This window comes from Sulfitobacter sp. HI0040 (genome assembly GCF_001634885.1).
Lineage (GTDB): Bacteria > Pseudomonadota > Alphaproteobacteria > Rhodobacterales > Rhodobacteraceae > Sulfitobacter.
Genome location: NZ_LWEX01000527.1, coordinates 1 through 214, shown reverse-complemented (window position 1 = coordinate 214; position 214 = coordinate 1). Strand labels below are relative to the sequence as shown.

The 214-nt window shown below is 63.6% G+C and carries 1 protein-coding gene; it reads right to left on the bottom strand.

What is annotated here, in order from left to right:
• On the bottom strand, positions 1 to 159 hold a 159-nt coding region (locus A3728_RS20020; protein ID WP_236630575.1), incomplete at its 3' end, for an aldolase/citrate lyase family protein.
• Between the last annotated feature and the right edge of the window lie 55 nt (positions 160 to 214).

The following is a 214-nucleotide window of genomic DNA, read 5'->3' as shown; positions in this document are numbered from 1 at the left end:
CAGATCGTTGGGGGCGTGTTCCCCGTCCACCACGAGCCAGTCGAATCCGGCGGTGCCCATCAGTTCGGCCGAATAGGGATCGGCAAGCCCGAGCCAGCAGCCATAGAGTGTCCTGCCTTCGGCAAGGGCGGATTTGAACTCGTTATGAGGGGCGGGCATGAAACCTCCGGGACACGCTTCGCGGCACCTTAGGCACGGTTGCCGGTGGTTGACC